The organism is Paraburkholderia diazotrophica (genome assembly GCF_900108945.1).
Taxonomy (GTDB): Bacteria; Pseudomonadota; Gammaproteobacteria; order Burkholderiales; family Burkholderiaceae; genus Paraburkholderia; species Paraburkholderia diazotrophica.
Genome location: NZ_FNYE01000014.1, coordinates 154,059 through 180,214, shown reverse-complemented (window position 1 = coordinate 180,214; position 26,156 = coordinate 154,059). Strand labels below are relative to the sequence as shown.

22 protein-coding genes and 1 other RNA gene are annotated in these 26,156 nt (G+C 63.7%); 12 read left to right on the top strand and 11 right to left on the bottom strand.

Features of this window, described 5'->3' with window-relative positions; all coding sequences use genetic code 11:
* Positions 1 to 22: 22 nt before the first annotated feature.
* The 5 genes from hisC to gyrA all read right to left on the bottom strand — a co-directional run bounded on the left by hisC (position 23) and on the right by gyrA (position 6,994).
* Positions 23 to 1,135 carry a histidinol-phosphate transaminase gene (hisC, locus tag BMW76_RS19495; RefSeq protein ID WP_090867943.1) on the bottom strand — a complete coding sequence of 371 codons (1,113 nt, stop codon included), beginning with the start codon at positions 1,133 to 1,135 and terminating at the stop codon, positions 23 to 25.
* 61 nt (positions 1,136 to 1,196) lie between these two features.
* Positions 1,197 to 2,279 (bottom strand): prephenate dehydratase, encoded by a 1,083-nt coding sequence (gene pheA / locus BMW76_RS19490; RefSeq protein WP_090867941.1) that lies wholly within the window; start codon positions 2,277 to 2,279, stop codon positions 1,197 to 1,199.
* A 71-nt stretch (positions 2,280 to 2,350) separates the two neighbouring features.
* Positions 2,351 to 3,433: a 3-phosphoserine/phosphohydroxythreonine transaminase gene (gene serC / locus BMW76_RS19485; RefSeq protein ID WP_090868018.1), complete on the bottom strand. Its 1,083-nt coding sequence runs from the start codon at positions 3,431 to 3,433 to the stop codon at positions 2,351 to 2,353.
* Positions 3,434 to 3,645: 212 nt separating this feature from the next.
* Positions 3,646 to 4,251, bottom strand: coding sequence for a DUF2059 domain-containing protein (locus BMW76_RS19480; RefSeq protein ID WP_090867940.1), 606 nt, complete (start codon positions 4,249 to 4,251; stop codon positions 3,646 to 3,648).
* Between the two features lie 115 nt (positions 4,252 to 4,366).
* Positions 4,367 to 6,994 (bottom strand): DNA gyrase subunit A, encoded by a 2,628-nt coding sequence (gyrA, locus tag BMW76_RS19475; RefSeq protein WP_090867938.1) that lies wholly within the window; start codon positions 6,992 to 6,994, stop codon positions 4,367 to 4,369.
* Between the two features lie 502 nt (positions 6,995 to 7,496).
* Between gyrA and ompA the strand changes: the two genes are divergently transcribed.
* The 6 genes from ompA (at position 7,497) to BMW76_RS19445 (ending at position 11,373) form a co-directional block, all read left to right on the top strand.
* On the top strand, positions 7,497 to 8,144 hold the full coding sequence (ompA, locus tag BMW76_RS19470; RefSeq protein WP_090867936.1) for an outer membrane protein OmpA: 648 nt from the start codon (positions 7,497 to 7,499) through the stop codon (positions 8,142 to 8,144).
* A gap of 236 nt (positions 8,145 to 8,380) precedes the next feature.
* The gene (gene ubiG, locus BMW76_RS19465; protein WP_090867934.1) at positions 8,381 to 9,079 is read left to right on the top strand and encodes a bifunctional 2-polyprenyl-6-hydroxyphenol methylase/3-demethylubiquinol 3-O-methyltransferase UbiG; all 699 of its coding nucleotides are present in this window, start codon (positions 8,381 to 8,383) and stop codon (positions 9,077 to 9,079) included.
* A 34-nt stretch (positions 9,080 to 9,113) separates the two neighbouring features.
* Positions 9,114 to 9,827 carry an HAD family hydrolase gene (locus tag BMW76_RS19460; protein WP_090867932.1) on the top strand — a complete coding sequence of 238 codons (714 nt, stop codon included), beginning with the start codon at positions 9,114 to 9,116 and terminating at the stop codon, positions 9,825 to 9,827.
* Between the two features lie 113 nt (positions 9,828 to 9,940).
* Positions 9,941 to 10,309: a transfer-messenger RNA gene (ssrA, locus tag BMW76_RS19455) on the top strand.
* Between the two features lie 272 nt (positions 10,310 to 10,581).
* Positions 10,582 to 10,809 carry a PAAR domain-containing protein gene (locus BMW76_RS19450; RefSeq protein WP_321574485.1) on the top strand — a complete coding sequence of 76 codons (228 nt, stop codon included), beginning with the start codon at positions 10,582 to 10,584 and terminating at the stop codon, positions 10,807 to 10,809.
* Positions 10,810 to 11,013: 204 nt separating this feature from the next.
* Complete coding sequence (locus BMW76_RS19445; protein WP_090867928.1) at positions 11,014 to 11,373, top strand: COG4315 family predicted lipoprotein; 360 nt, start codon at positions 11,014 to 11,016, stop codon at positions 11,371 to 11,373.
* Between the two features lie 63 nt (positions 11,374 to 11,436).
* On the opposite strand, the gene BMW76_RS19440 is transcribed toward BMW76_RS19445, so the two are convergent.
* Both BMW76_RS19440 and BMW76_RS19435 read right to left on the bottom strand, forming a co-directional pair.
* Positions 11,437 to 11,703 (bottom strand): hypothetical protein, encoded by a 267-nt coding sequence (locus BMW76_RS19440; protein ID WP_090867926.1) that lies wholly within the window; start codon positions 11,701 to 11,703, stop codon positions 11,437 to 11,439.
* A gap of 153 nt (positions 11,704 to 11,856) precedes the next feature.
* Positions 11,857 to 12,927, bottom strand: coding sequence for a substrate-binding domain-containing protein (locus BMW76_RS19435; protein ID WP_090867924.1), 1,071 nt, complete (start codon positions 12,925 to 12,927; stop codon positions 11,857 to 11,859).
* A 92-nt stretch (positions 12,928 to 13,019) separates the two neighbouring features.
* Here BMW76_RS19435 and BMW76_RS19430 point away from each other — a divergent pair, with 92 nt between their 5' ends.
* Genes BMW76_RS19430 through BMW76_RS19415 form a run of 4 tightly spaced genes read left to right on the top strand, consistent with a single transcriptional unit; the run spans position 13,020 to position 18,338 of the window.
* Positions 13,020 to 13,565 carry an NAD(P)H-dependent oxidoreductase subunit E gene (locus tag BMW76_RS19430; RefSeq protein WP_152760786.1) on the top strand — a complete coding sequence of 182 codons (546 nt, stop codon included), beginning with the start codon at positions 13,020 to 13,022 and terminating at the stop codon, positions 13,563 to 13,565.
* Positions 13,562 to 15,118: a formate dehydrogenase beta subunit gene (locus tag BMW76_RS19425; RefSeq protein ID WP_090867921.1), complete on the top strand. Its 1,557-nt coding sequence runs from the start codon at positions 13,562 to 13,564 to the stop codon at positions 15,116 to 15,118. Before BMW76_RS19430 ends, BMW76_RS19425 begins: the two co-directional genes overlap by 4 nt.
* A 13-nt stretch (positions 15,119 to 15,131) precedes the next feature.
* Complete coding sequence (gene fdhF / locus BMW76_RS19420; protein ID WP_090867919.1) at positions 15,132 to 18,074, top strand: formate dehydrogenase subunit alpha; 2,943 nt, start codon at positions 15,132 to 15,134, stop codon at positions 18,072 to 18,074.
* A 9-nt stretch (positions 18,075 to 18,083) separates the two neighbouring features.
* Positions 18,084 to 18,338, top strand: coding sequence for a formate dehydrogenase subunit delta (locus tag BMW76_RS19415; protein ID WP_090867917.1), 255 nt, complete (start codon positions 18,084 to 18,086; stop codon positions 18,336 to 18,338).
* A 78-nt stretch (positions 18,339 to 18,416) separates the two neighbouring features.
* Here the strand turns inward: BMW76_RS19415 and BMW76_RS19410 are convergent, their stop codons facing one another.
* The 3 genes from BMW76_RS19410 to BMW76_RS19400 all read right to left on the bottom strand — a co-directional run bounded on the left by BMW76_RS19410 (position 18,417) and on the right by BMW76_RS19400 (position 21,724).
* Complete coding sequence (locus BMW76_RS19410; protein WP_090867915.1) at positions 18,417 to 20,138, bottom strand: FAD-dependent monooxygenase; 1,722 nt, start codon at positions 20,136 to 20,138, stop codon at positions 18,417 to 18,419.
* Between the two features lie 105 nt (positions 20,139 to 20,243).
* Positions 20,244 to 21,371, bottom strand: coding sequence for a cation diffusion facilitator family transporter (locus BMW76_RS19405; protein WP_090867913.1), 1,128 nt, complete (start codon positions 21,369 to 21,371; stop codon positions 20,244 to 20,246).
* A complete protein-coding gene (locus BMW76_RS19400; protein ID WP_087738087.1) occupies positions 21,368 to 21,724 on the bottom strand; it encodes an ArsR/SmtB family transcription factor in 357 nt (118 codons plus the stop codon). The genes BMW76_RS19405 and BMW76_RS19400 overlap by 4 nt, the downstream gene beginning before the upstream one ends.
* 126 nt (positions 21,725 to 21,850) lie before the next feature.
* Here BMW76_RS19400 and BMW76_RS19395 point away from each other — a divergent pair, with 126 nt between their 5' ends.
* Positions 21,851 to 23,698 (top strand): tetratricopeptide repeat protein, encoded by a 1,848-nt coding sequence (locus tag BMW76_RS19395; protein WP_090867911.1) that lies wholly within the window; start codon positions 21,851 to 21,853, stop codon positions 23,696 to 23,698.
* A gap of 98 nt (positions 23,699 to 23,796) precedes the next feature.
* Here the strand turns inward: BMW76_RS19395 and tcuC are convergent, their stop codons facing one another.
* On the bottom strand, positions 23,797 to 25,098 hold the full coding sequence (gene tcuC, locus BMW76_RS19390) for an MFS transporter (RefSeq protein ID WP_090867909.1): 1,302 nt from the start codon (positions 25,096 to 25,098) through the stop codon (positions 23,797 to 23,799).
* Between the two features lie 446 nt (positions 25,099 to 25,544).
* Between tcuC and BMW76_RS19385 the strand changes: the two genes are divergently transcribed.
* Positions 25,545 to 26,102 carry a GNAT family N-acetyltransferase gene (locus tag BMW76_RS19385; RefSeq protein ID WP_090868016.1) on the top strand — a complete coding sequence of 186 codons (558 nt, stop codon included), beginning with the start codon at positions 25,545 to 25,547 and terminating at the stop codon, positions 26,100 to 26,102.
* Positions 26,103 to 26,156 lie beyond the last annotated feature (54 nt).

Sequence of the window (26,156 nt, the reverse complement as noted above, 5' to 3'; positions counted from 1 at the left end):
GCGCGTGGATTGCATTGAACGCTCAGGCCGTCGCCAGCGTCTTTTCGAGCGCGGCGATAAACGCCTCGTTTTCCTCGGGCAGGCCGATCGTCACGCGCAGCCACTGCGGCAAGCCGTAGCTCCCCACGGGCCGCACGATCACGCCCTGCTTCAGCAGCTCGAGGTTCACGCGATTGCCCGCGCTGTCGTCGTCGCCGACGCGCACCAGCACGAAATTGCCGTCCGACGGCACGTATTCGAGACCCAGCTTGTCGAACGCTTCCGTCAGCCGGCGATAGCCCTGCACGTTCAGTTCCGCGCTCTTCTGCAGGAAAGGCTTGTCGTTCAGCGCGGCGATCGCGGCCGCCTGCGCCAGCGTGTTCACGTTGAACGGCTGACGCAGACGGTTCATCAGATCGGTCAGCTCCGGCTGCGCGATCGCGAAGCCGACGCGCAAGCCGGCAAGACCGAACGCCTTCGAGAACGTGCGCGACACCAGCAGGTTCGGATAGCGGCGCACCCACGCGATCGAGTCGTAGCGCTTGTCCGCGCTCAGGTATTCCGTGTACGCCTCGTCGAGCACCACGGCGACGTGGCGCGGCACCTTCGACAGGAACGCTTCGATCGTCGGACCGTCGATGAACGTGCCTGTCGGATTGTTCGGGTTCGCAACGAAAACGAGCCGCGTGTCGTCGGCGATTGCGGCGAGCATCGCGTCGAGGTCGTGGCCGTACTTCACGGCGGGAACGACGATCGCGCGTGCGCCCAGGCCTTGCGTCGCGAGCGCGTAGACGGCGAACGAATACTGCGAGTAGACGACCGACTGATCCTTCTCGACGAACGCGTGCGCGGCCAGTTCGAGAATGTCATTGCTGCCGTTGCCGAGCGTGATCCAGTCGGCGGGCACGTCGTAGTGCGCGGAGAGCGCCGCCTTCAGTTCGAACGCATTCGCATCCGGATAGCGGCCGAGTTCGCTCGCGGCCTGCGCCATCGCCGTCTTCGCGGAATCCGGCATGCCGAGCGGATTCTCGTTCGACGCCAGCTTCACGATGCGCGTTTCGTCCAGCCCGAATTCACGCGCGACTTCCGAGATCGGCTTGCCAGCCACATAAGGCGCGATCGCGCGCACATAGGAAGGACCGAAAGACGTTGTCATAGGGCTCTCCGGGTAGCTCTGTCCAGGTGTGTTGGTTTGGATCGGAATCGAACGCGGCGCATCAGCGGGCGCGCGGATACGAGCCGAGAATCTTCAGAAAGGCCGCTTTCTGGCCCAGTTCGGCAAGCGCGGCCGCAACGGGCGCATCGTCGCGATGGCCTTCGACGTCGATGTAGAAGTAGTACTCCCACGTGCCGACGCGCGCCGGACGCGACTCGAAGCGCGTCATCGACACGCCGTGCCGCGCGAGCGGCTCCAGCAGCTTGAACACCGCGCCGGGTTCGTTCGCAACCGACACGATCAGCGACGTCTTGTCGTAGCCGCTTGCGCCCGTCGGCTCCTTGCCGATCATCACGAAGCGGGTGCGGTTGTGCGGGTCGTCCTGGATCAGCGCATATGTGACTTGCAGACCGTACTGGGTCGCCGCGCGGTCGCCGGCGATGGCCGCGATAGTTGGGTCTTCCGCCGCCATGCGCGCGGCTTCGGCATTGCTCGACACCGCCTGGCGCTCGACATGCGGCGCGTGCGTGGACAGCCAGCGCTGACACTGCGCCAACGCCTGCGCGTGCGCGCATACGCGGGTCACGCCCGTCAGCGCGCCGTCGAGCGTCAGCAGATTGTGGTGGATCGGCAACGCGAGTTCGCCGCCGATCAGCAACTGCGTTTGCAGCAGCAGATCAAGCGTGCGCGACACTGCGCCTTCCGTCGAATTCTCGATGGGCACGACGCCGAATTCCGCGCCGCCCGCTTCGACCGAGCGGAACACTTCGTCGATCGACGAACACGGCAGCCCTTCGATCGACTGGCCGAAATATTCGTGCATCGCCTGTTCGCTGTAGGTACCCGCCGGCCCGAGGTATGCGGCCGTGAGGTTCCTTTCCAGCGCGCGGCTTGCGGCCATGATTTCGCGCCAGATCGCATCGATGTGCTCGCCGGCAAGCGGGCCCTGACTCATGTCCTGCAGACGCGCGATCACCTGCTGCTCGCGCTCCGGACGAAACACGGGCGCGTTGAAATGCTTCTTCACCTCGCCGACTTCGAGCGCGACGGCGGCGCGTTGATTCAGCAACGCGATGAGCTGCGCGTCGATCGCGTCGATCCGGTCGCGCAGCGGTTTGAGTTGGGAATTGAGTTCGTCGTCCATGCTTCTAAAGGGCCGCTTCGGGTCCTGTATGGGCCAGTTCGGAAAGGATGCGCGCGCGGTGTCCCGAAGGATCACGCGCTGCGCTGTTCGAATTCCCTCATGTACTCGACAAGCGCTTTGACGCCTTCGAGCGGCACCGCGTTGTAAATCGACGCCCGCATGCCGCCGACGGACTTGTGGCCCTTCAGCTGCACCAGCCCGCGCGCTTTCGCGCCGGCCAGGAAATCTTCGTTGCGCGACTCGTCGGCGAGGAAGAACGGTACGTTCATCCGCGACCGCGCGTTGCGCTCGACCTTGTTCAGATAGAAGCGGCTCGAATCGATGGTGTCGTACAGCAGCTTCGCCTTCTCGACGTTGCGTGCCTCGATCGCCTTCAGACCACCCTGCTTCTTCAACCACTTGAACACGAGCCCCGCGACGTAGATCGCGTATGTGGGCGGCGTGTTGTACATCGAATTGTTCAGCGCGACCGTCTTCCATTCGAACGCCGACGGACAGATAGTCATCGAACGGTCCAGCAGGTCCTCGCGCACGATCACGACGGTCACGCCCGCCATGCCGATGTTCTTCTGCGCCCCGCCGAACAGCACACCGTATTTGGCGATGTCCATCGGGCGCGACAGGATGTGCGACGACGCGTCCGCGACGAGCGGGATGTCGCCGAGATCGGGAATCTCGAAAGTCTCGACGCCGTGAATCGTCTCGTTCGTACAGAGGTGCACGTACGCGGGATCGTCGGACAGCTTCCACTCGGCGCGCGGCGGCACGCGCGTAAAGCCTTCGGGCGTTTCGCCACTGGCGGCCAGATTCGCCGTGCCGTATTTCTGCGCTTCCTTGAACGACTTCTGCGACCACGAGCCCGTCACGATGAAGTCGGCGCGTGCCTTGCGGCCCATCAGGTTCATCGGCACGATTGCGTTTTCGCCGAGCCCGCCACCTTGCAGGAAGAGGATCTGATGGCTGGACGGCACCTGCAGCAGATCGCGCAGATCGGTCAACGCCTCTTCGTGGATCGTCATGAACTCTTTGCCGCGATGGCTCATTTCCATCACACTCATGCCGCTGCCGCGCCAATCGAGCATTTCGTCGGCTGCCTGGCGCAGCACTTCTTCGGGCATGGCCGCCGGACCGGCGGAGAAATTGAACACGCGCATCGTGAGAATCCCGGAAGGCAGGCGCGCGGCGTAGAAAAGAACCGGAAACCGCGCCTGAAAGAAAATGGCCGTCTGCGCGCAAGCGCAAACAGCCATTATCGCATTGACGCTCAAAACCCGCCAAACCGCGGCGATTCAAAGGGATTCAACCAATTCCTTCGACCGTCGCCTGTGTTACGCGCTTCGAACGCCGTTCAGCCTTGTCGACCTGCTTACTTCGCCGGCTTGACGGAAGCGACTTCCTTGTCGGCCTGGTCGCGCGTCGCCTTGATCGATTGCGGCATGTACTTCTGCATCAGACCATTTACCACGTCGCGGCCAACCTGGTCCTGAACCTGGATGAACTTGCGGCCCGTCGGGCTCTTGTAGAACGTCGTCAGGTCCTTGATTTCCTGCACGCTGTAGTACTTCGCGTAGGCGTCATACTGAGCCTGCATCGCGTCCTGCTTGAACGCGTCCGTTGCGAAGACCTGGCCAGCCGAGTCAACCAGCTTCGGCACGGCATTCTTCTGCAGCGCCGGGACGGAAGCCTGCTTTTGCTTGTCCGTCATCGTCTTGTTTTCCGACAGCGCGTCCGACAGGATCGCCGGCACCAGTTGCTTGGCCTGCATCTGCGCGCTGTTGCCGATCGCGCCGACCAGCTTCTGCGCGTCGATCGCATCCAGCAGATCCTTGATGGCGGCTTGTTTCGCGGGGTCGACCGGGGCAGCGGCAGCCGGGGCAGCCGGAGCCGGCTGCTGGTTTTGCAGCGCTTGCGCCATCGCCAGGGTCGGCACGAAAGCGGCCACAACCATCAACTGCTTGAATCGTTTTTGCATCACTACTCCCTAAGAGAAATTAACCTAACTGGTTTGCCGCGCAGGCGGCGCATCGACCCGATACGCCCATGAGGCCCGCGCGATCATACGCATGACTTGAGAAGCTTCGTGCGGATCAGGACGCTTCGCCGTTGGTGTCGCCCGCTTCGTCGGCGGAAATGTCGGCGTCGCCGTCCACGTCGGCTTCCGCTTCGGCAATCTGTTGCAGACCGGAAAGCTTGGTGCCTTCATCAAGGCTGATGAGTGTAACACCTTGCGTTGCCCGGCCCATTTCTCGAATTTCCGACACACGCGTACGGATCAGCACGCCCGTGTTGGTGATCAGCATGATCTGCGATTCCGGATCGGCCAGCGTCGCGGCGACCACCTTGCCGTTGCGCTCGGACGTCTGGATCGCGATCATGCCCTTTGTGCCGCGGCCGTGGCGCGTGTACTCCGTGATCGGCGTGCGCTTGCCGTAGCCGTTTTCCGTTGCCGTCAGCACCGATTGCTGCTCGTCGCCGGCGACGAGCAGTGCGATCACCTGCTGGCCGTCTTCGAGCTGCATGCCGCGCACGCCGCGCGCTTCGCGGCCCATCGGACGAACGTCGTTTTCGTCGAACCGGACTGCCTTGCCCGAATCCGAGAACAGCATCACGTCGTGTTCGCCGTCGGTGATCGCAGCGCCGATCAGGTAATCGCCGTCATCCAGACCGACCGCGATGATGCCCTTCTTCAGCGGACGGCTAAACTGTTCGAGCGGCGTCTTCTTGACGGTGCCGAGCGCCGTCGCCATGAAAACGAACTTGTCCGCCGAAAATTCCTTGACGGGCAAAACCACCGTGATCTTCTCGCCTTCCTGCAGCGGGAACATGTTGACGATCGGACGGCCGCGCGAGTTGCGCGAGCCCTGCGGCACTTCATAGACCTTCAACCAGTAGACGCGGCCGCGGTTCGAGAAGCACAGGATGTGATCGTGCGTGTTCGCGATGAAGAGCGTGTCGATCCAGTCGTCGTCCTTCATCTGCGTCGCCTGTTTGCCGCGACCTCCGCGCTTCTGGGCGCGATATTCGGACAACGGCTGCGATTTCACATAACCGGCGTGCGACATCGTCACGACCATGTCCTGCGGCGTGATCAGGTCTTCGGTGTTCAGCTCCGTCGCGTTCATTTCGATCTTCGAGCGGCGCTCATCGCCGAATTCGCTCTTGATCGACGTGAGTTCGTCGAAGATGATGGCAGTTATGCGCTCCGGGCGCGCCAGAATATCCAGCAGGTCGGCGATCTGCGCCATCACGTCACGGTACTCGCCGATGATCTTGTCCTGCTCGAGACCCGTCAGGCGTTGCAGGCGCATCTGAAGGATTTCCTGAGCCTGCGTGTCCGACAGTCGGTAGAGACCGTCGGCCTGCATGCCGTACGCAGGGTTCAGCCCCTCCGGACGATACGCCGCGCGGCCGCCGGATGACGCCGCGTCGGATTCCGCGCGCTGCAGCATGTCCCGCACGATCGTCGAATCCCACGTGCGGTCCATCAGTTCCTGCTTCGCGATCGGCGGTGTGGGCGCGGCCTTGATGATCGCAATGAACTCGTCGATGTTGGCAAGCGCGACGGCGAGACCTTCGAGCACGTGACCGCGCTCGCGCGCCTTGCGCAACTCGTACACGGTGCGCCGCGTCAGCACTTCGCGACGATGCGACAGGAAATGCGTGAGCATTTCCTTCAGGTTCAGCAGCTTCGGCTGGCCGTCGACCAGCGCGACCATGTTCATGCCGAACGTGTCCTGGAGCTGCGTTGCCTTATAAAGATTGTTGAGAATGACCTCAGGCACTTCGCCGCGCTTCAGCTCGATCACGACGCGCATACCGCTCTTGTCAGATTCGTCGCGAATGTCCGAAATGCCTTCGAGCTTTTTCTCGTTCACCAGCTCGGCGATCCGCTCGAGCAGCGAGCGCTTGTTCACCTGATACGGCAGCTCGTCGACGATGATCGCCATGCGCTGACCGCGGTCGATCTCTTCGAAGTGCGTCGCGGCGCGCATCACCACTCGGCCACGGCCTGTGCGATAGCCGTCGCGCACGCCGGCGACGCCGTAGATGATGCCCGCCGTCGGGAAGTCCGGGGCCGGCACGATCTCGATCAGTTCGTCGATCGTCGATTCCGGATTCTTCAGAAGGTGATGGCAGGCGTCGACGATTTCGCTCAGATTGTGCGGCGGAATGTTCGTCGCCATGCCCACTGCAATGCCCGACGAGCCGTTGATCAGCAGATTGGGAATGCGCGAGGGCAGAATGGACGGCTCGTTCTCGCTGCCGTCGTAGTTTGGCTGGAAGTCGACCGTTTCCTTGTCGATGTCGGCGAGCAGCTCGTGGCCGATCTTCGCCATGCGGATTTCGGTGTAACGCATCGCCGCGGCGTTGTCGCCGTCGACTGACCCGAAATTGCCTTGTCCATCGACGAGCATATAGCGCAGCGAAAAATCCTGCGCCATGCGCACGATCGTGTCGTATACAGCCGAGTCGCCGTGCGGATGGTATTTACCGATCACGTCGCCGACGATACGCGCCGATTTCTTGTACGCCCGGTTCCAGTCGTTGTTCAACTCGTGCATCGCGTAGAGCACGCGCCGGTGAACCGGCTTCAGACCATCGCGGACATCGGGAAGCGCGCGCCCTACGATCACGCTCATCGCGTACTCGATATACGAGCGGCGCATTTCCTCCTCTAGGGAGATTGGTAGAGTCTCTTTGGCGAATTGATCCATTGTCCGTATCGTTTACGCGCGAAGACGATGAGGGACACGCGTTTTTCGCCTCACCGCTTGGGCCTACCCCTATGCGTCTGCGAGCGCAGCGCATCACGCGATTCTAACATGCGGCGCAACCGCTCCCGGCGACGTGCGTATACCTATTAGTGGGACACACGAAAACGGCACCTGGAAGCGCCTCGCCAGTGTCACAGCCGGGCCCGGAAAATGCTGTCCGGCAACCCGCGCGGAACCGCCTCCGGCGGGCTCCTGGCGAACATGGCACCTTTTGTTGCGCATGCACCACATTCGACCGGGCGTATCTGTAGGGGGAGGATTTTTTTATCGTCGGAAGGGAACGATATGGCAAAATGCGAACGCACAAAGTTAGACACTGCTCGAAGTCTACACACAGCGTCTTTTGTTCCGCACCGATGTTATACTTCGAGCAATGTATGACTGGTCTTCGTCAACAGGCTCGCAGTAAACCTGCGGTAATCTCAATTTCGAGAGGAGAAATATGAATAAACTTTCAAAGCTCGCGTTCATTGCAGCTACCGCAGTTATGGCTGCATCCGCTTCGGCACAGTCGGTGCCGGCGTCGCGACAAGCCACGAATGACAACTGGGTGAACGGCACCGGCGAATACGTGTGGATGAACGGCACGAACGAGCTTTGCTGGCGCGATGCGTTCTGGACGCCGGCAACGGCTAACGCAAAGTGCGATGGCGCACTGGTCGCACAAGCACCGACCCCGCCGGCTCCGCCGCCGGCAGCTCCCGCTATCACCAGCCAGAAGATCACGTATCAGGCTGACGCCCTGTTCGACTTCGATAAGGCAATCCTGAAGCCGGCCGGCAAGGAAAAGCTGGACGACCTGGCATCGAAGATCGGCTCCCTGAACCTGGAAGTCGTCGTGGCCACGGGCTACACCGACCGCATCGGTTCGGACAAGTACAACGACCGTCTGTCGCTGCGTCGTGCACAAGCTGTCAAGGCATACCTGGTCAGCAAGGGCATCGAAGCCAACCGCATCTACACGGAAGGCAAGGGCAAGCGCAACCCGGTCACGACGGGCTGCAACCAGAAGAACCGCAAGCAACTCATCACCTGCCTCGCGCCGGATCGTCGCGTGGAAGTCGAAGTTGTCGGCACTTCGAAGCAGTAAGCTACAAATTACCGCAGTGTCAAAGCCCCGCTCCAGCGGGGCTTTTTTTATGCCCTGCTTACGACGTCTGGCGCGAGCGCCAACGAGCACCTGGCCAGGCATCTACATGGACAGAGGTGCAACGGCAACGCGAAGCCGTGCCCATGCCAGCCGCTTTTGCCGCCCTGTTCGCGGCCCTATATACTCGGGGTTTCTCCGATCCACCCTGCTTTTCAGCCTTCGAGGCCGCATCCGTCATGACCAACGCCGATCCCCACGAACTGCAGAAATTCAGCGATCTAGCGCATCGCTGGTGGGACCCGAACGCCGAATTCAAACCTCTGCACGAACTGAATCCGGTACGGCTCAACTGGATCGACTCGCATGCGCATCTGGCAGGCAAGCGTGTGCTCGATATTGGCTGCGGCGGCGGCATTCTGTCCGAATCGATGGCCACTTTGGGCGCTGACGTGAAGGGAATCGACCTTTCTAACGAAGCGCTGGGCGTCGCGGATCTTCACAGCCTTGAAAGCGGCGTAACGGTAAATTACGAGGAAATCGCCGCCGAGGCGCTTGCGGCCCGCGAACCGGCCTCGTTCGACGTCGTGACGTGCATGGAAATGCTCGAGCACGTGCCCGATCCGTCGAAGGTCGTCGAGGCGTGCAAGACGCTGGTCAAACCGGGCGGCTGGGTATTCTTTTCGACGCTCAACCGTAACGTCAAGTCGTATCTTCTGGCAGTGATCGGTGCGGAGTACGTCGCGCGCATGCTGCCGAAGGGCACGCATGACTACGCCCGCTTCATCCGTCCGTCGGAGCTCGCGGGCTTCGCGCGCGTCGCGGGGCTGCGAACGGCGGACATCAAGGGCATCACGTACAACCCGCTCACCCGCCACTTCGGGCTATCGAGCGATACCGACGTCAACTACATGCTCGCGTGCCGTCGCGACGCCTGAGCCACCCGCCTTTTCACGCCTCGCGCCTATATCAATGAGCGATCCCACGCCCCTGCCACAACGAGAAGACGAAGACGCGTCGATCAGCCTCTGCCAAGGCATCCTGTTCGATCTCGACGGCACGCTCGCGGACACCGCGCCCGACCTCGCTGCCGCCGTCAACAAGATGCGTCACGAGCGCGGCCTCGAGATGGTGCCGCTCGAGCAGCTGAGGCCGCTCGCGTCTGCCGGCGCACGCGGGCTCCTCGGCGGCGCGTTTGGCATCGGGCCCGAGCATCACGACTACTCGTCGATGCGCGAAGAGTTCCTCGCGAACTACGAAGCCGACCTGTGCATCGAGACCACGCTCTTTCCCGGCATCGGCGACATACTCGACGAACTCGATGCGCGTGGCGTGCGCTGGGGCATCGTGACAAACAAGGTCGCGCGGCTGACGGAACCGCTCGTCGCCCAGCTGGGGCTCGATACGCGCGCGGGATGCGTCGTCAGCGGCGACACCACGCCGCACTCGAAGCCGCACCCCGCGCCGCTGCTGCACGCCGCGAAGGAACTGGACTTGCCGGCCGAGCGGGTCGTGTATGTCGGTGACGACCTGCGCGACGTGCAGGCGGGCTTTGCCGCCGGCATGGTGACGGTGGCCGCCGCATACGGCTATTGCGGCAACGACATTCCGCCGACTCAGTGGCACGCAAGGCACGTGGTGAATTCGCCTGCCGAATTGCTGGAACTGCTGCGCTACATCAGCTGAGCCGCTGGCGGATGTCGACGCCGGATCGGCAACACGCGAACGTTCGCCGTGACTCGCGGGAGCCGGTGTTGTAAAATGACATTTGAGCCACATATGTGGCTCATTCCTTCTGTGGGGGCGACCTGGTTTCGACAGGGGTTGCGAAGCGGCTAGGGCATGTCGAGGACCCGTCACCTCGTTAATCAATGGGAAAAACGTAACTGCAAACGACGATACGTTCGCACTGGCAGCCTAAGGCCGCCGTCCTCTGCCTGGCTCACTGACGGGTCAGAGTCGCAAGACCGGTAGCAATACCGCCAGAGGTCATATACGTCAGTTAAGCCTTGGTGGCGTCACGACGCCAAGGTCGAAAATCTAGTGAATCGCCGTAGCGCAGCGTGTTCGTCCGCGTCGCTGCGGTTAAATCAAAAGACAGAACTAAACATGTAGAACTGGTCGTGGAGGACTTCTGGACGCGGGTTCGATTCCCGCCGCCTCCACCACATATTTTTCCCGGCAGCGTCTGCGCTGCCCCGAGACCCGCGATAGCCTTGGCTACGCGGGTTTTTTGTTGCGGGTCGCCTGTGCGCGGCAGGCGTCTCGATGCAAGCCAAACGCCGCGCCCCTTTTTCAACCTTTTCTGATAGCCAGCTTCACGCGCCATGGCGTGAAATCCCGAATCACCGATCGGTTCCGACGGTCCGCAATATTCGCACAGTAGAACTAACCACCTCAACTGACAGAAACAGACATGAGAGACATAGACGAGCGCTCAATGGCACGCCTCGGCGACACCACCAGTCACGGCGGAAAGATCGTCGAGGCAGCGTTGGATTTGACGGACGAAGGCGTCCGCGTGGCACTTGATGGCCATCTGGTCGCGTGCCCTCGCTGCGGCGGCAAATATCCGATCATCGCCAGCGGCAGACGTCGGCACGACGGTCTGCGTGTGGCCTACCTCGGCGACATCACCACTTGCGGCGCGACGCTGATTCGAACCTGATCGGCTGCCGATCTGACGCGCGGGGCTATGCTTCATCTGCTCAGATGACAACGGCGAGACAAACAAACAATAATCGTTGCCGTCCCACAACGCATGGAATATTGCGGCTCGCAAACCGTTTAATCCATGCGCACGCAATTACAGCGTACGCATGCCGATCGATTGCATAAACTCCATATACAACGTCAGAACAGGAGCCGCATCATGCGCAAGACTCTCCTTCTCATCGCCGCTCTCGCTGTTCAGCAGACTGCCTTCGCGGCGCCGCCGAAAACCATGGACGGACGTCTCGTCGATGAACAAGGCAGAACGCTCTATACCTTCGACAAGGACACGACACCCGGAAAAAGCGCCTGCACGGGCGGCTGCACGACGTATTGGCCTGCCGCCGCCGCCGACTCGGCCGACAAGCCCTCGGGCGACTGGACCGTGATCGACGGGGGGGATGGCAAGAAGCAATGGGCGTACAAAGGAAAACCGCTCTACCGCTTCGCCAAGGACGAAAAGCCCGGCGACATGAACGGCGAGGGCTTCAAGGACATGTGGCACACAGCGAAGCCGTAATCGCACAACCTTTCCATCAGCACGCAAGCGCGACAAAACGGCCGCAGCCGAAACCCCGAATAGTTATTGATCCTCGGGGCACTTGAGGTTGCAGCCGTTCGGATCGCCGTTGTCGCCGCGCTTGCGCATTTTCGAAGGCTTGTCGCTCTGGAACTTCTTCGATGGAGCCGAAGCGCCGAACGGCATCTGCGGATGCTCGTTCAGACGGAACTCGTCGTTAAGGATGCCGCCCGGCACGCCGGGCGAATTCTGCGCGAACGCAACAGACATCGTGGCAAACAACGTGCCGGCAGTGAGCGCGGCTGCACAAGCGGAAACTAGAAATTTCATGTCGATTGGGCGCGGCACAAGCGCCACGTAAATGAGGCGGAGTAACGAAAGCGTAGAGATTAGCGCAAAGCGCGCGGCGACGCAGCCTCTATGGCTTTGCGCGCTATTACCGTCGCTTACCCGCGCGCCGAAAGCGGTGTGCCACACGCCACCCTATCCCGCGAGACCTTCGTCCAGTTCGAGCAGCCTGCCGCAATCGATGGGATCGTAGCCTTCCAGATGCGCGACGCTCTGCCGGAACGTGTCGCCGCCCAGCACCGTCATGACGGTTGCCAGCGGCTCGCGTTCGAGGCGCGCGCGATCGCACGCAAAGTAATAGTCCTCGTCGACGATCGGAATGAAGTCGAGCCCAAAGTGATGCGCGGCCGGCTCGACGCCGAACCCGACATCCGCCATTCCGCTCGCGACGAACGCCGCGATCGCCGAATGCGTCAGCTCCGTCGATGCATAGCCGTTGATCCGGTCCGGATCGACGCCCACGCGACGCAGCGCCAGGTCGATCAGCATGCGCGTGCCCGAACCGTGCTGCCGGTTGACAAAGCGAATGTCGTCGCGCGCAAGGTCCGTCAATCCTTCGATGCGTTTCGGATTGCCCTTCGCGAGAAAGAGCCCCTGCTTGCGCCGCGTCAGATGCACGAGCACGTGACGTTGCGGATCGAGCCACTGGCGATACTTGTCCGCGCACACAGCACGAAACTCGCCGCGCGGCAGGTGAAAGCCCGCCAGGTCGCACTCGCCGCGCGCGAGCGCGGTGATTGCTTCGGCGCTGTCGCGATACTTGATGTCGAGCGGCACGTCGTCGGCGACGAGCGCCGTCACGAGCGCGGCCACCGCGTAACCATGCGATGCATGGATGCGCACATCGTCAGCAGGCGGCGCGAGCCAACGGTTCAGATCGCTTGCGACTTCGCTCGCCAGCGCCTGCATGTTGCCGTCCAGCCGCTCGCCGCAAAGTCGTTGCGCGCGCAACACGGCCTGCCCCAATTCCGACAGCGCAGAGCCGCGCCCGCGTTCCTTTTCGATCAGCGCGCCGCCCAGCTGCGTCTCGATCGCGCGCAGCAAACCCCACGCATGACGGTAGGACAAACCCTTAAGCGCAGCGGCCTGCGCAATGCTCCCTGTCTGGTCGACGAGCGCGAGCAACGGTACAGCGTCAGTCAGGCTGGACGTTCCGCCGTTGCTGTCCCGCACAATCAGCTGCGCCTGGCATTCGATTCGAATCATATATGCAGTCGTAGTTCCTATTGCGAAAGCCGGTACACCCGCCTATCGTTCGCATTGATATATCAAACAAGCAAAGCATAGATGCACGACTTATGAATAACAAGTGCATATATAGCCTTTGGAGGAGCCCCACTGTGGATCGTTCGACCGCCATAGCACCAGATGACCTCGTGCGACGTCATGCACAACCCGGCATGTCGCTGGTTGCTGTACTACATGCCATTCAGGATGACGTCGGCTTCGTGCCGCCCGCGACCGTCGCGCCGCTCGCGCGGACGATGAACCTCTCGCGTGCGGAAGTCCACGGCGTGATTACCTACTACCACCACTTCCGCCAGTCGCCTGCGGCGCCCGTCACGGTGCAGCTGTGCCGCGCGGAAGCGTGCCGCAGCATGGGCACGGAAGCGCTCGCACAGCATATCGAAGCGCGCACGGGCTGCCGCTTCGATGCGCACAAGCACGACGCACACGATCACGCGTGCGATGGCGCCGTCGGCCTCGAATCGGTCTACTGCCTCGGTCAATGCGCGCTGTCTCCGGCGATGATGATCAACGGCGAGCTGCACGCGAAAGTGACGCCGCAGAAGTTCGACGCGCTGCTCGCAGCCGCAATGAAACGCGTGGAGGAAACGGTATGACGCGCATCTACGTTCCCCGCGACTCGTCGGCACTCGCGCTCGGCGCGGACGCCGTCGCCCAGGCCATCGCCGATGAAGCGCAAGCACGCGGCATCGAAATCGAACTCGTGCGCAACGGCACGCGCGGCTTGCTGTATCTCGAGCCGCTCATCGAAGTGGCGACGCCGGAAGGCCGCGTCGGTTACGCCAATGTCGAAGCCGACGATGTGAAGTCGCTGTTCGACGCCGGCTTTGTCAACGGCAAGGCGCACGCGAAGCATGTCGGCCTCGTCGAAGAGATTCCTTATCTGAAGAAGCAGCAGCGCCTGACGTTCGCGCGCATCGGCATCACCGATCCGCTTTCGACTGACGACTACATCGCGAACGGCGGCATCGTCGGCCTGTACAACGCGCTCGCGATGAACGGCGACGCAGCCGTCGAAGCGCTCGTCGAATCGGGCCTGCGCGGCCGCGGCGGCGCGGCGTTCCCGGCGGGCATCAAGTGGCGCACGGTGCGCGCCGCGAAAGCGGACCAGAAGTACATCGTCTGCAACGCGGACGAAGGCGACTCAGGGACCTTCTCCGATCGTCTCGTGATGGAAAGCGATCCGTTCGTGCTGATCGAAGGGATGATCATCGCGGGCATCGTGACGGGCGCGACGGTGGGCCATATCTATGTGCGCAGCGAGTATCCGCATTCGATCGCGGCGCTCGAAGAAGCCATCGTCAAGGCGCGCGCGGCCGGCTGGCTCGGCGACAGCGTGCTCGGCTCGGCGCATCGCTTCGAGCTGTTCGTCGCGAAGGGCGCGGGCGCCTATGTGTGCGGCGAGGAAACGGCGCTGCTCGAATCGCTCGAAGGCAAGCGCGGCATCGTGCGCGCGAAGCCGCCGCTGCCCGCCATCGAAGGCCTGTTCGGCAAACCGACCGTCATCAACAACGTGATCACGCTCGCGACCGTGCCCATCATCTTCGCGAAGGGCGCCGCGTACTACAAGGACTTCGGCATGGGCCGCTCGCGCGGCACGCTGCCGTTCCAGATCGCGGGCAACGTGAAGCGCGGCGGTCTCGTCGAGCTCGCGTTCGGCTGCACGCTGCGCGAGCTGATGTTCGACTACGGCGGCGGCACGGCGAGCGGCCGTCCGGCGCGCGCGGTGCAGGTCGGCGGCCCGCTCGGCACGTATCTGCCCGAAAGCCAGTGGGACATCCCGCTCGACTACGAGGAATACGCGAAGGTCGGCGCCGTCGTCGGTCACGGCGGTCTCGTGATTCACGACGACACGTCGAATCTCGCCGAGCTCGCGCAATACGCGATGCACTTCTGCGCGCTCGAATCGTGCGGCAAGTGCACGCCGTGCCGGATCGGCTCGACTCGCGGCGTCGAAGTGATCCAGCGCATCCGCAACGGCGACACGTCGACGAAGCAGGTGCAACTGCTGCGCGATCTGTGCGACACGATGGTGTCCGGTTCGCTGTGCGCGATGGGCGGCATGACGCCGTTCCCGGTTGTCTCCGCCCTCGACCATTTCCCCGAAGACTTCGGTCTCGGAACCGCGACGCCGAAACAGGCGGCGTAACAGGGAGCCCAACATGTCTGATCCGATCACTTTCAAGTCCGGCGGCTGCGGCTCCGGCAACTGTGCCTGCAAGGCAGGCGCGCTGCGCAACGAGCGCGGCCCGTTCGACGATACCGACTACGGCACGCCGCTGCGCCACTCCGACGTCGACGTGACGCTCGAAATCGACGGCGAATCGATCACGGTGCCCGCTGGCACGTCGGTGATGCGCGCCGCTGCCGAAGCGGGCGTCAACATCCCGAAGCTGTGCGCGACCGATTCGCTCGAACCGTTCGGCTCATGCCGTCTGTGCCTCGTCGAAATCGAAGGACGGCGCGGCTATCCCGCATCGTGCACGACGCCCGTCGAAGCGGGCATGAGGGTGCGCACGCAGACCGACCGTCTGCAAGACCTGCGCCGCAACGTGATGGAGCTGTACATCTCCGATCACCCGCTCGACTGCCTCACCTGCCCCGCCAACGGCAATTGCGAGCTGCAGGACATGGCAGGCGTGACGGGACTGCGCGAAGTGCGCTACGGCTTCGACGGCGCGAATCACCTGAAGGACGAGAAGGACGAGTCGAATCCGTACTTCACCTACGATCCGTCGAAGTGCATCGTCTGCAACCGCTGCGTGCGCGCATGTGAAGAGACGCAAGGCACGTTCGCGCTGACCATCAGCGGACGCGGCTTCGAATCGCGCGTCGCCGCGAGCGAGAGCCAGCCGTTCATGGAATCCGAGTGCGTGTCGTGCGGCGCGTGCGTCGCGGCATGCCCGACGGCGACGCTCTCCGAAAAGAGCATCGTGATGATGGGCCAGGCCGAGCACTCCGTCGTGACGACGTGCGCGTACTGCGGCGTCGGCTGCTCGTTCAAGGCCGAGATGAAGGGCAACCAGGTCGTGCGGATGGTGCCGCACAAGAACGGCCAGGCGAACGAAGGCCACGCGTGCGTGAAGGGACGCTTCGCATGGGGCTACGCGACGCACAAGGACCGCATCAAGAAGCCGATGATCCGCGCGAAGATCACCGATCCGTGGCGCGAAGTCAGCTGGGAAGAAGCGCTGAGCTACGCAGCGTCGGAGTTCCGCCGCATCCAGCAGAAGTATGGCCGCGATTCGATTGGCGGCATCACGTCGTCGCGCTGCACGAACGAAGAAACGTATCTGGTGCAGAAGCTCGTGCGCGCCGCATTCGGCAACAACAACGTCGACACCTGCGCGCGTGTGTGCCACTCGCCGACGGGCTACGGCCTGAAGACAACGCTCGGTGAATCGGCGGGCACGCAGACCTTCGCGTCCGTCGACAAGTCCGACGTCATCATCGTGATCGGCGCGAATCCGACCGACGGCCATCCGGTGTTCGGCTCGCGTCTGAAGCGCCGCGTGCGTCAGGGCGCGAAGCTGATCGTCATCGACCCGCGCCGCATCGATATCGTCGATACCGCGCACGTGAAGGCCTCGCATCATCTGCAATTGCGTCCGGGCACGAACGTCGCGATCGTCACGGCGCTTGCTCACGTGATCGTCACGGAAGGGCTGCTGAACGAGAAGTTCATCGCCGAGCGCTGTGAGACGCGCGCATTCCAGCAATGGCGCGATTTCGTCGCGCTGCCGGAAAACTCGCCGGAGATGATGGAAAGCGTGACGGGCGTGCCGGCACAGGACGTGCGCGAAGCCGCGCGCCTCTATGCGACGGGCGGCAACGCGGCGATCTACTACGGCCTGGGCGTGACGGAGCACGCGCAAGGCTCGACGACGGTGATGGGCATCGCGAACCTCGCGATGGCGACGGGCAACATCGGCCGCGAAGGCGTCGGCGTGAATCCGCTGCGCGGCCAGAACAACGTGCAGGGCTCGTGCGACATGGGCTCGTTCCCGCACGAGCTGCCGGGCTATCGCCATATCAGCGATACGATCACCCGCTCGCTGTTCGAAGGCGAATGGGGCGTGACGCTGCAGCCGGAACCGGGCCTGCGCATTCCGAACATGTTCGACGCCGCGATTCACGGCACGTTCAAGGGCCTGTATTGCCAGGGCGAAGACATCGTCCAGTCCGATCCGAACACGCAGCATGTGGGCGCGGCGCTGGAGTCGATGGAGTGCATCGTCGTGCAGGACATCTTCCTGAACGAGACCGCGAAGTATGCACACGTGCTGCTGCCGGGCTCGACGTTCCTCGAAAAGGACGGCACATTCACGAACGCCGAGCGCCGCATCTCTCGCGTGCGCAAGGTGATGCCGCCGCTCGCCGGCTACTCGGACTGGGAAGTGACGATCCTGCTCTCGCGCGCACTTGGCTACGAGATGGAGTACACGCATCCTTCGCAGATCATGGATGAGATCGCGCGTCTCACGCCGACTTTCCACGGCGTGTCGTTCGAGAAGATCGACAAGCTCGGCAGCATCCAGTGGCCGTGCAACGAACAGGCGCCGGAAGGCACGCCGACGATGCACATCGAAGAGTTCGTGCGCGGCAAGGGCAAGTTCGTGATCACGCGGTACGTCGCGTCGCCGGAAAAGGTCACGCAGAAGTTCCCGCTGATTCTGACGACGGGCCGCATCCTGTCGCAGTACAACGTCGGTGCGCAGACGCGCCGCACGGAGAACTCGCGCTGGCACGAGGAGGACCGCCTGGAGATCCATCCGCAAGACGCCGAAGACCGCGGCATCAGGGACGGCGACTGGGTCGGCATCGAATCGCGCGCGGGCTACACCGTGCTGCGCGCGAAAGTGGCCGACCGGATGCAGCCGGGCGTCGTCTATACGACGTTCCACTTCCCTGAATCGGGCGCGAACGTGATCACGACGGAAAGCTCCGACTGGGCGACCAACTGCCCCGAGTACAAGGTGACGGCCGTGCAGGTTCTGCCCGTCGAGCAGCCGTCGCAATGGCAGAAGGACTACTCGCGCTTCAACAACGAACAGCTCGAGCATCTGCGCAACCGCGAGCTGGCGGCTATCACGTCAGGCAAGTGAGGCAACACAATGGACGTACACAACCTGGTCGACATGGCAAACCGGATCGGCGATTTCTTCGAGTCGATGCCGGATCGCGAAGAAGCGATCGACAACATCGCGGATCATATCCGCCGCTTCTGGGAACCGCGGATGCGTCGCGCGCTGCTGGCCACGCTTCATTCGAAGCCCGAAGGCCTGGAGCTGGAGTTGCATGAGATGGTCCGCGAGGCGCTCGTCCGCCATCGCGAGGAGCTGACGCCGAAGGAGGCAGCGGCGGCGTAGCACGCTTTCATTCACGCAGAAGCAACAGCACCTGGCGTTCGCATCGTGTCCGATGCGAACGCTTTTTTTATTGGCGCGTCACGGCGCCGGCGACGGCGGCTCAGGCAGCGCGCTCTTCGTGAACCACGCTTCGCAATGGCGCAGCAGTCCGTTCAGATCGGAGCCGGGGCGGCCGCGCGCGCAAACGTAGCCATCGGGCCGCACCAGATAGAACGAAGGCCGCGTGCGCCCGAACGATTCGCTGAGCGACGGGCCGCCGCCCTCGCCGTTCGCATCCGACACGCGCCAGATACGCACCGCGCCCGGCAGCAGGTCTTCGACGGCCGCGACGAAACGGTCGAGATCAGCGGGACGCACGGGCTTGCGAGACAGCGGGAGCAGCTTGCCGTTGTTCGATGAGGCATCTTCCGGTGGCTCGACGAGCAGAAAAAGCGAAAAGAACGCGGGGTCGTGCAGATCGAAAATGCAGCCGACGCCTGGCGCGCGTCCCAGCGGTCCATCGACGACATGCACGAGCGCATCGGGCGCGCGCTCGCCTGCGCGCGGGCCGCCGTCGAGCACGCGTTCGAGCGTCAGCGGACTGCGCCGGTATTGAATCGAAAGCTCGCTGACAGTGAGCCGCGCGGCATCGCGCAATGGTCCGAGCGCGGCCAGCACGGGCATCACGCGATCGCGCAGCAACTTCATCGGACCATGATCCGCTTCCGCCATATGCGTGACGAAGGTCGTCTGACGCAGCACGTCGCGCTCGATGGGATGACGTTCGAGATGGTACGTATCGAGCAGGCGATCGGGCGCGTCGCCCTTCAGCACGCGCGCAAGTTTCCAGCCCAGGTTGAACGCTTCCTGGATGCCCGTGTTCATCCCTTGCGCGCCCGCCGGGCTGTGCACGTGCGCTGAATCGCCGGCGAGAAACACGCGCTGCGAGCGCAACTGCTCGACCATCCGGCTATTCAGGTGAAAGTAGCTCGACCACGACAGCGCGGTCAGCGCGAGGGGATGATGAATGCGGCTCTTCGCGATCTGCCGGCACTCGTCGAGCGTCGGCGCGGGGATCGACGAGAGCGGCGCCGGGTTGCCGCTCGCCGATGCATTCGATGGCATCGCGGGATGATCGGCGATCAACCGGTGCCGGCCCTTGCCCATCGGAAACAGTCCCGCAAGCCCCGCGCCCGACGCGAAGATGTGGAACTCGTCGTCGGACCAGCCGGTGTCGACCTCCGCGTCGGCGAGCAGAAAGGTCTGTTCGAACGTCTTGCCCGCGAAGCTCATGCCGAGCCGATGACGGATCGCACTGTGCGCGCCGTCGGCGGCGATCATGTACGACGGATGAAGCGTCTCGATGTGGCCGTCCGCGCGCCGCAACGTCGCGTTGATGCCCGCCGAGCCCTGCGCGAACATCGTCAGTTCAACGCCGCGTTCGACGCGCACGCCAAACGTCGCGAGGTGTTCCGTCAACAGGCGCTCCGTGATCGACTGATCGAGGAACAGCAGATACGGATAGCGCGTTTGCAACGGATCGAAATCGAGCCGCGCAAGACGCTGCCCATTCGAATAGAGATTCGCGGCACGCGCGCGATGGCCGAGATCGAGAAACGGTTCAACGAGGCGATGCTGTTCCAGCAGTTCGAGTGTGCGTGCCTGAATGCCGATCGCGCGCGAATGGGGATCGGGTTGCAGCGCCTTGTCGATGAGCCGCACGGGCACGCGCGCGCGTGCAAGGCTCATGGCCGCCGCGAGTCCCGTCGGCCCCGCGCCGACGATCAGCACGGGCGGCACGTCGAAGGAAGCACCCGTCATGCAGACCTCCGCTGTCGGACATGCCTGCTAGTGTACGCCGCGCATTCCGATCGCTGAGCCATCGCCGACGACGCGCCGCATCAAACAGACACGCGGTGCGACGGCTCAATGCGTGCCGCGCGTGTGATCCAGCGAACAGCGGTGATGCGTCGTGCCGATGTCGACCTGCAACGTCGCATGATGCATGTCGAACTCGTCGCGCAGCGTGCAGACGATGCCGTCGATGACGTTGTCCCCCGGATGCCCGTCCGGTATCACGAGATGCGCGGAGAGTGCGTTGCCCGTCGTCGAGATCGCCCACACGTGCAGGTCGTGCACGTCGATCACGCCCGGCTGCGCGGCGAGATAGTCGCGGATCTTCTGCACGTCGACGCCGGGTGGCACGGCGTCGAGCGCGAGGCTCACGGAATCGCGCAGCAGGCCCCACGTGCCGTAGACGATCACCGCAACTACGACGATGCTCATCACCGGGTCGAGCCAGCTCCAGCCGGTGAAGAGAATCGCGAGACCGCTGATCGCGACGGCGGCGGACACCGCGGCGTCGGCTGCCATGTGCAGAAACGCGCCGCGGATGTTCAGGTCGTCTTCCTGGCCGCGCATGAAGAGCCACGCCGAGAAGCCGTTCACGACCATGCCGACGGCGGCGACGATGAACACGTCGAGACCCGCGACGGGCGCGGGATGAATCAGACGCTCGACCGCTTCCGCGACGATCACGCCGCACGCAAAGAGCAGCAAGCCTGCGTTGAGCAGGCTTGCGAGAATCGACGAGCCGCCGAGGCCGAACGTGAAGCGCGCCGACGGTCGCCGCGTCGCGAGCCACGTCGCGCCCCACGCGAGCAAAAGGCCCAGCACGTCCGAGAGATTATGGCCGGCGTCGGCGAGCAGCGCCGTCGAGTTGGCAAGCACGCCATAGACCGCTTGCACGACCACGATGAACACATTCAGCGCGACGGCGAGCGCAAACGCGCGGCCATGTCCCGCGACAGGCGCGTGGTGATGGTGATGATGGCCGTGGCCGTGATGATGCGCGTGCGATGCGTTGCCGCCATCCGCGTGCGCGTGCGCGTGCGCGTGCGCGTGGTCGTGGTCGTGGTCGTGGTCGTGATCGTGATCGTGCGACGTGAGGTCATCGCCCGCGTGACCGCATGCGTCGGTGTGCACATGCGCGCCGGACTCCGGCTGATGCTTCGCCGCCGAGATGTCGGTGTTTGTGTTGGTGTTGTATTTCATGTGTGGTCCTGCGCGAGATCGACGGCCGGTTCGCCGACGGAATCGTTGAGAGGTTCGGCGACGTGTTCGAGCATGTCCGCCAGCATGCCGCTGATGTGGCGGTCGGCTGCCACGTAGAACACCTGCTTGCCCTGCCGCTCCGCGCGCACGATGCGCGCCGCGCGCAACAGCCGCAGATGATGGCTCACCAGCGAAGGCGACAGCTTCAACGACTCGGCGATCGCACCGACCGCACGCCGCTCGTCGACGCACGCAAGCACGATGCGCAGGCGCGTCGGGTCGCCCAGCAGGCGGAACAGATCAGCGATCTGGACGACGCGGTCGTCGGCATTGAAAGAGACAACGGCTGACATGATTCGGACATACATATGAACACGTGTTCATATGTTATTGAGCAACACTCGCCGCGTCAAGTCGGAGGTGTGCAAGCCGAGTGTGGGAAAATGCGCGTTTTCCCGCATAACCCTACCGCCTCCGTCATGCAACCCCTTTTCGATCGCGCGTATAGCGCGCATCGCGACGGCCGGCTCGACGACGCAGAGCGCGGCTATCGCGCGACGCTCGAACTCGATCCTGCTCACGTCGACGCGCTGCATCTGCTCGGCGTGCTGCGCCATCAGCAAGGCCAGCACGAAGAAGCGGCCGACCTCGTGCGCCGTGCCGCCGATCTGCGCCCGCAGGACGCTGCGCTGCAGTTGAACCTCGGCAATGCGCTGAAGGCGCTCGGCCAGCTCGACAAGGCAATCGAACGCTTTCGCAACGCGCTGACCCTCGCGCCCGCATTCGCGATCGCGCACTACAACCTCGGCAATGCGTATGCGCTCGCCGGCCGCCACGAAGATGCCGTCGACGCCTTCCAGAAGTCCTTGCGGCTGCAGCCGGCGGACGCGTCGTCGCACGTCAATCTCGGCAACGCGCTGCATGCGCTCGGACGCCATCGTGAAGCCGTCGACTCGTTACGGCGCGCGCTCGAACTGCGGCCGGGCCACGCGGGCGCGCACAACAATCTCGGCATGGCGCTCAATGCGCTCGGCTCGGCTGACGAGGCGATCGTGCATTTCCGCGCGGCGCTCAGCGCAGAGCCACGCTTCGTCGCTGCGCAGTTCAATCTCGGCAACACGCTCGACGCAACAGGCCGGCATCAGGAAGCCGTCGCCGCGCTCGAAGCCGCGCTCGCGCTCCAGCCGAACCTGCCGCCCGCACTGTTCGGGCTCGGCAACGCGCTGGCCGCGCTCGGCCGTCACGCAGAAGCGCTGCCGCGTTTCGAGCGCGCGGTCGGCCTCGACCCCACATTCGCGCTCGCGTGGCTGAGCCTGGGCGCCGCGCATCATGCGCTCGGCGCGCACGAAGCCGCGATTCGCGCGTTCGATCAGGCGTTGCGTCTGCGGCCCGATCTCGCCGTCGCGCATATGAACCGCGGCGTGACGCTGCTCACGCTCGGCGACTTCAAGCGCGGCCTGCCCGAATACGAATGGCGTCTCGAGAACGCGGCGCAGTCGCCGAACGCGGCCGCACTGCCGCGCTGGAACGGCGAGCCGATCGCCGGGCGCACGCTCTTCGTGCATGCGGAACAGGGCTTCGGCGATACGCTGCAATTCGTGCGCTTCGTCGAAATTGCCGCGCAGCGTGCCGCGCATGTCGTGCTCGAAGTGCAGCCGCAGCTCGTCTCGCTGCTCGCGCCCACCGCGCAGCAATGGCGCGTCACGTTGATCGCGCAAGACGCGAAACGTCCTCATGCCGACTTGGAGTGCCCGTTGCTGAGCCTGCCGCTCGCGCTCGGCACCGATTTCGACGCGATTCCCGCACGCGCGCCTTATCTGAATGCACCCGCCGCGTCGCGCCGCGCGTGGCGCGGTTCGCTCGGCGGACACGCGAAGCGCAAGATCGGGCTCGCGTGGTCGGGACGCGCGCAGCGCCAGGAAAACCGCTCACTGCCGCTCGAAGCGCTCGAACCGCTGTTCACGCTCGACGGCATCGACTGGATCGTGCTGCAGCCCGCGCTCAGCGACAACGAGCGCGCCGCGCTCGACGTGCATCCGCGCGCGAAGAACATCCATCGCTTCGATGCGCGCATTCACGACTTCGCGGACACTGCGGCGATCATCGAGCGGCTCGACGGCGTGGTGTCGGTCGATACGTCGATCGCGCATCTGGCGGGCGCGCTGAACCGGCCGCTGTGGCTGATGCTGCCTTTCGCCGCCGACTGGCGCTGGTTTGCCGGCGACGCGCGCAGCCCGTGGTACCCGTCGGCGCGTCTCGTGCGGCAACCACGGCCGGGCGCGTGGGCGGAAGTCGTCGAAGAGGTGGCGTCCGCGTTGCGCAGCTGATCGCGCGGCGTAACGCCCCTGGCGATCCAACAAAAAACCCCCGCTAGCTAGCGGGGGTTTTGTTTTTCCGGCGACGCAGCCGGATGCGCGAAAGGCGCTTACGCCGCCCGGTACTGGTTGCGCGCTTGCGGCGTGCGGTACAGCACGAGCGTCGCGATCAGGCCGCAGACGGCCGCCACGCTCATCCACAGGCCGGGCGCGGCCTTGTTGCCCGTCGCATGAATCAGATATGTCGCGATCGCGGGCGTGAAGCCGCCGATCGTCGTCGCGAGACTGTACGCCAGCGAGAAGCCGGCCGTGCGCACATCCGACGGCATCACTTCCGTCAGCGCGACGACCATGCCGCCGTTGTAGCAGCCATACAGGAACGACAGCCACAGTTCGACCATCAGCAGGCGCACGAACGACGGATCGGCGACGAGCCACTGTACGGCCGGATACGACGTGAGAATCGTCAGAATCGTGAACGTCAGCAGCACGGGACGACGGCCGACGCGGTCCGAGATCGCCCCCGAGACGGGCAGCCAGATCAGGTTCGATACGCCGATGCAGACGGTCACGATCAGCGTATCGATCGCGGAGAGCTTCAGCACTTCCTTGCCGAAGGTCGGCGTGTACGCGGTGATCATGTAGAACGACACCGTCGTCATGATGACCATGCCCATGCCGCCGAGCACGATGCCCCAGTTCTGAGCCATCGAACGGAAGATTTCGCCGGCCGTCGGGCGATGCTTCTTCGCGAGGAACTCTTCCGTTTCCTTCAGCGAGCGGCGGATCAGGAACAGGAACGGCACGATCAGACAGCCGATCAGGAACGGCACGCGCCAGCCCCATGCGGTCATCTGGTCGGCGTGCAGGAGGCGGTTCAGGAACACGCCGATCAGCGCGGCGAATACGACAGCCACCTGCTGGCTGCCCGATTGCCACGAACAGTAAAAGCCCTTGTTGCCCTTCGTCGCGATCTCCGACAGATAGACGGAGACGCCGCCCAGCTCGACGCCCGCCGAGAATCCCTGCAACAGGCGCCCGAGCAGCACGAGCGCGGGCGCTAGCACGCCGATCGTCGCGTAGCCCGGAATCGCGGCCACCGTCAGCGTGCCGAGCGCCATCAGCGACAGCGTGAGGATCAGACCCTTGCGCCGGCCGTGATGGTCGATGTAAGCGCCGAGCACGATCGCGCCCAGCGGACGCATCAGGAAGCCCGCGCCGAACACCGACAGCGACAGCATCAGCGAGGCGAATTCGTTGCCGCTCGGAAAATACGTCTTCGCAATCGCGCCGGCGTAATAGCCGTAGACCATGAAGTCGTACATTTCCAGGAAGTTGCCGCTGACGACGCGGAATACAGTCCGGGCCTTGGATTCGCCCGTCGATGCGTGGGCATGGGATGCTGTTGCCATGTCAATCCCGGTATTGGCCCGCAACCTGCGCGAGGCAGGTGACGCGGGGCAGTGGAAACGATCCGCACGGAAACGGATGCCCGCGGATGCCCGGATCGGGCGGCGGCCAAAGCAAATGCAATTGGCTCGGGCACGGCGTTCACGTGGGCGCGGTAGTCTGATCCTGCGAACCCCACCGATATATCAGGGTAAACCTGTAGTCTCGCTTACGACGCGTGGTTGCCTCGATAATAACGTTTCTGAGAATGGCACGCATTTAATACAATCTGCTTACATTAATGCCGTTTCAGGAAAATTCTTCCGATGCGGTTGCCACCGCTTCCGCGCCGCCAGATGACGCGGAAGCCCATGCGCCGTATCGTGAGTCCTTGGCGATTTCGTTCTGCTGGTTTCGCTGCTTTCGATCCGCCCAACCTGTCTGCTTCCGTCTGTCCGGTACCGCCGCAATGCCCGATCCTGTTTCGCCACCTGCTCTTTCCACTCTCGCGCTGCGCCCGGCCACCGACGCAGACGCCGATCTCATCGCCGCCATCCACAGTGCAAGCTGGCAGGCGACGTACCGCGGGCTGTTGCCCGATGCGTTTCTCGATGGCGAAGTCGTGCAAGAGCGCGCGTCCTATTGGCGCGCGCGGCTCTCGGCGCCAGGTGCCGACCGGCGCATCGTGCTGATCGCCGAACGCGCCGGAGAGCCGATCGGCTTCGTGTGCGTCGAGCGTCAACCGGATTCGCCGTGGGGCGTGCTGCTCGACAACCTGCATGCGCTGCCCGCGCACCAGGGCATCGGCGCGGGCAAGCTGCTGATGCGCGCCGCTCAGGACTGGGCGCGCGAACAAGGGGAAGCGCAGCTCTATCTCTACGTGCTCGAAGGGAATGCGCCCGCGATCGCGTTCTACGAGCGGCAGGGCTGGCGGCTTTCGGGCGCGGAGCCCGATCATATGGGCGGCATCGATATCACCGCATTGCGATACGTGTATCGCCTGGATCGCACTTCTGACTATCACTGATACCTGACCCGATCAGGTTTCGGAGTTATCTGATCGATTGCTATGCATCCGCCT

Coding starts and splice junctions, on each gene's coding strand:
- BMW76_RS19415 (WP_090867917.1), top strand. CDS start 18,084: ATGGACGTACACAACCTGGTCGACATGGCAAACCGGATCGGCGATTTC.
- BMW76_RS19460 (WP_090867932.1), top strand. CDS start 9,114: ATGAGCGATCCCACGCCCCTGCCACAACGAGAAGACGAAGACGCGTCG.
- tcuC (WP_090867909.1), bottom strand. CDS start 25,098: ATGGCAACAGCATCCCATGCCCACGCATCGACGGGCGAATCCAAGGCC.
- fdhF (WP_090867919.1), top strand. CDS start 15,132: ATGTCTGATCCGATCACTTTCAAGTCCGGCGGCTGCGGCTCCGGCAAC.
- BMW76_RS19435 (WP_090867924.1), bottom strand. CDS start 12,927: ATGATTCGAATCGAATGCCAGGCGCAGCTGATTGTGCGGGACAGCAAC.
- BMW76_RS19480 (WP_090867940.1), bottom strand. CDS start 4,251: ATGCAAAAACGATTCAAGCAGTTGATGGTTGTGGCCGCTTTCGTGCCG.
- BMW76_RS19425 (WP_090867921.1), top strand. CDS start 13,562: ATGACGCGCATCTACGTTCCCCGCGACTCGTCGGCACTCGCGCTCGGC.
- BMW76_RS19385 (WP_090868016.1), top strand. CDS start 25,545: ATGCCCGATCCTGTTTCGCCACCTGCTCTTTCCACTCTCGCGCTGCGC.
- BMW76_RS19450 (WP_321574485.1), top strand. CDS start 10,582: ATGGCACGCCTCGGCGACACCACCAGTCACGGCGGAAAGATCGTCGAG.
- ubiG (WP_090867934.1), top strand. CDS start 8,381: ATGACCAACGCCGATCCCCACGAACTGCAGAAATTCAGCGATCTAGCG.
- BMW76_RS19410 (WP_090867915.1), bottom strand. CDS start 20,138: ATGACGGGTGCTTCCTTCGACGTGCCGCCCGTGCTGATCGTCGGCGCG.
- gyrA (WP_090867938.1), bottom strand. CDS start 6,994: ATGGATCAATTCGCCAAAGAGACTCTACCAATCTCCCTAGAGGAGGAA.
- BMW76_RS19440 (WP_090867926.1), bottom strand. CDS start 11,703: ATGAAATTTCTAGTTTCCGCTTGTGCAGCCGCGCTCACTGCCGGCACG.
- serC (WP_090868018.1), bottom strand. CDS start 3,433: ATGCGCGTGTTCAATTTCTCCGCCGGTCCGGCGGCCATGCCCGAAGAA.
- BMW76_RS19405 (WP_090867913.1), bottom strand. CDS start 21,371: ATGAAATACAACACCAACACAAACACCGACATCTCGGCGGCGAAGCAT.
- hisC (WP_090867943.1), bottom strand. CDS start 1,135: ATGACAACGTCTTTCGGTCCTTCCTATGTGCGCGCGATCGCGCCTTAT.
- ompA (WP_090867936.1), top strand. CDS start 7,497: ATGAATAAACTTTCAAAGCTCGCGTTCATTGCAGCTACCGCAGTTATG.
- BMW76_RS19400 (WP_087738087.1), bottom strand. CDS start 21,724: ATGTCAGCCGTTGTCTCTTTCAATGCCGACGACCGCGTCGTCCAGATC.
- BMW76_RS19395 (WP_090867911.1), top strand. CDS start 21,851: ATGCAACCCCTTTTCGATCGCGCGTATAGCGCGCATCGCGACGGCCGG.
- BMW76_RS19430 (WP_152760786.1), top strand. CDS start 13,020: ATGAATAACAAGTGCATATATAGCCTTTGGAGGAGCCCCACTGTGGAT.
- pheA (WP_090867941.1), bottom strand. CDS start 2,279: ATGGACGACGAACTCAATTCCCAACTCAAACCGCTGCGCGACCGGATC.
- BMW76_RS19445 (WP_090867928.1), top strand. CDS start 11,014: ATGCGCAAGACTCTCCTTCTCATCGCCGCTCTCGCTGTTCAGCAGACT.